The sequence below is a fragment of the Collinsella sp. AF02-46-1 genome (genome assembly GCF_003465825.1).
Taxonomy (GTDB): domain Bacteria; phylum Actinomycetota; class Coriobacteriia; order Coriobacteriales; family Coriobacteriaceae; genus Collinsella.
Genome location: NZ_QSBV01000042.1, coordinates 1 through 2650 on the forward strand (window position 1 = coordinate 1; position 2650 = coordinate 2650).

The 2650-nt window shown below is 53.4% G+C and carries 4 protein-coding genes; 3 read left to right on the forward strand and 1 reads right to left on the reverse strand.

The features are described 5' to 3' along the window. Positions 1-105 precede the first annotated feature (105 nt). Positions 106-456 carry a TetR/AcrR family transcriptional regulator gene (locus tag DWV20_RS09725; protein WP_117803977.1) on the reverse strand — a complete coding sequence of 117 codons (351 nt, stop codon included), beginning with the start codon at positions 454-456 and terminating at the stop codon, positions 106-108. Positions 457-599: 143 nt separating this feature from the next. Between DWV20_RS09725 and DWV20_RS09730 the strand changes: the two genes are divergently transcribed. From DWV20_RS09730 to DWV20_RS09740, 3 genes are read left to right on the forward strand one after another with little or no spacing between them, the layout of a single operon-like run. Then, positions 600-800 carry a hypothetical protein gene (locus DWV20_RS09730; RefSeq protein ID WP_118256888.1) on the forward strand — a complete coding sequence of 67 codons (201 nt, stop codon included), beginning with the start codon at positions 600-602 and terminating at the stop codon, positions 798-800. Next, positions 797-1486, forward strand: a complete 690-nt coding sequence (locus DWV20_RS09735) for a radical SAM mobile pair protein A (RefSeq protein ID WP_117645873.1) — start codon at positions 797-799, stop codon at positions 1484-1486. The genes DWV20_RS09730 and DWV20_RS09735 overlap by 4 nt, the downstream gene beginning before the upstream one ends. Beyond that, positions 1474-2382: a radical SAM mobile pair protein B gene (locus tag DWV20_RS09740; protein ID WP_118256889.1), complete on the forward strand. Its 909-nt coding sequence runs from the start codon at positions 1474-1476 to the stop codon at positions 2380-2382. Before DWV20_RS09735 ends, DWV20_RS09740 begins: the two co-directional genes overlap by 13 nt. Positions 2383-2650: the final 268 nt, after the last annotated feature.

Below are 2650 nucleotides of genomic sequence, written 5' to 3' on the forward strand. Positions count from 1 at the left end.
AGCTTGGAAGCAAGGCAGGGGCGATCCAGGCCGATTTGGGCGCCCTGCTCTCGGCGGCGCGGGCAGGTGGCGAGTAACGCGGAGCGGTAGACGCGCAATGAGGTTTTAGCCGCAGCCTCCGAACGAGAGGGCTCGGAGGCTGGTATTCCTGAATCGCAGGTCACGATGGGTTATCGGAATCGCGAAGAGCGGATACCGCCAGTAAGCCCCCTTCGGAATAGGCGTTGAGCAGCTCCTGGGCATGGGCGAACTCGGGGCCTCGTCGATAAGCGCATCGAGCAGCGCGTACTTATCCTCGTAATGCAGATAGAACGTTCCCCGGTTGATCTCGGCGCGGCGGCAGATGTCCGCCACCGTCATCTTCGCGAAGCCGACCTCGGCCGGCAGCGCGAAGAACGCCTCCTGTATGACCGAGAGGGTGTAGCGCCGCCGGCGGTCGATCTTGGTTTCTCCCATCGCCTCTCCAATCTGAGTCGTTTGACAATGTCCAGTAGCTGTTCGTTTATCGACAGGTGCACGCGTTTGTTCATTGCCCCTGCGAAAATCAACAAGGATACTGTTTATAGACACCTGTTTTTTATAGCTGAAAGGGAGCACGGATGACCCTGTGCGAGAAGCTCGGCATCGGGCTTGTCAGCCGATCGTTTTCCCATCGGGCCGTCTATCGAAACGGCGGCACGTCATACGATTTGAGCGATTGCGAGCCTGCTGCTTACAAGCAAGATATCGAGGCTTTTGCCCGCAAGGTGGGGAAGGCTGATTGCGTGTTTACGGGAGAGGCAGGTAGGCAGGCGTTATGAGCATCTGCATCAAAAATCAGATTCAGAATATGAATATCGTCATCGGCTGCACGGTGGGGTGTCCATATTGCTATGCCCGTAACAATGTGAAACGTTGGCATATGATTGACGACTTCGCTGATCCTGCGTTCTTCCCGAGCAAGCTCAAGATGATGGAAAAGAAACGGCCGCAGAACTTTCTCCTTACCGGCATGAGCGATCTCTCCGGGTGGAAGCTGGAATGGCGAGACGAGGTATTTGCAAAGATCCATGAGAATCCACAGCATCAGTTCCTGTTCCTGACCAAGAGACCCGATTTGCTGGATTTAGATACCGACCTGGAAAACGCATGGTTCGGCGTTACGGTGACGAGGAAAGCGGAGCTGTGGCGTATCGACGCCCTTCGGAAAAACGTCAAAGCAAATCACTTCTTCGTTACTTTTGAGCCGCTATTCGACGATCCCGGTACGGTCGACCTTTCCGGAATCAACTGGATCGTCGTCGGTACCATGACCGGGACGCAGAGCAGGAAGGTTCATACGGAACCGGAGTGGGCATGGTCTTTGACGGACCAGGCGCACGCGCTTGGCATTCCAATGTTTATGAAGGAAGACCTCGTCTCTGTCATAGGGGACGAAAACATGATTCAGGAATTGCCGGAAGAATTCGAAAGAGTGCTGGAGGTGCAGAGAACATGGCGGAAGTGATCGATGGAATCCTCATCAATGAGGTGGAAGCAAAGAACATCATGACCAAGTCCAGCCTGCCGGTAGGCGGCTACTCGGTCAATCCCTATGTAGGCTGCACGCATGCCTGCAAGTATTGCTATGCCTCCTTTATGAAGCGCTTTACCGGACACAAGGAGGGATGGGGCACCTTTCTTGATGTGAAGCATTGGCCGGAAATCAAGAATCCGAAGAAATACGCTGGACAGCGGGTGGTTATCGGTTCTGTGACGGATGGCTACAATCCACAGGAGGAGCGATTCGGGAATACCAGGAAACTCCTGGAGCAGCTGATTAGCAGCGATGCAGATATTCTGATCTGCACAAAGTCCGATCTTGTGGTACGGGATATCGATCTGCTGAAGAGGCTTGGACGAGTGACCGTTTCATGGTCGATCAACACGCTGGATGAGAACTTCAAGAACGATATGGACTCCGCGTCGAGCATCGAGCGTCGTATCGCTGCTATGAAGCAGGTGTATGACGAAGGTATCCGTACGGTCTGCTTCGTGTCCCCGGTATTTCCCGGCATCACGGATTTTGAGATGATTTTTGAGCGAGTAAAGGATCGGTGCGATTTGTTTTGGCTCGAAAATCTCAATCTTCGGGGTGGTTTCAAAAAAGCGATCCTGGATTATATCGCCGAGAAACATCCCAATCTCGTACCGCTTTACGATGAGATCTATAACAAGCGCAACCGTAGCTATTTTGAAGCGCTTGAAGTAAAAGCCGAGGAAATGGCCAAGAAGTACGATTGCCCCTTTGTGGACAACGAAATGCCTTATGGCAGAGTCCCCCAGGGGCATCCGGTGATCGTGGACTACTTCTATCACGAGGAAGTCCGAGGGTCAGATAATAGCGGAAAAAGAAATCGTTAAACGGAAACCGACGACGATTCGCTCGAGCGATTAGCGTCCACGCGTGGCTTCTGCCGATTGGCGCAACGGGCGACGGATTAAGGGATCGCTCGGGCGGATGATCCCGCTGCAGTACAGGCGGTCGCTCAATTTAGCGGCATGAGCGTTTTCGCACGGAAAACCAGTATCCCCTGTGCCGAGTTTAATCGTAGCGAATACAATGGGCACTGAGCATCAATCGAAAGTAGTCAAGAGCCTTTTCGACGGCTTCTACCACCTCTACCCCAGC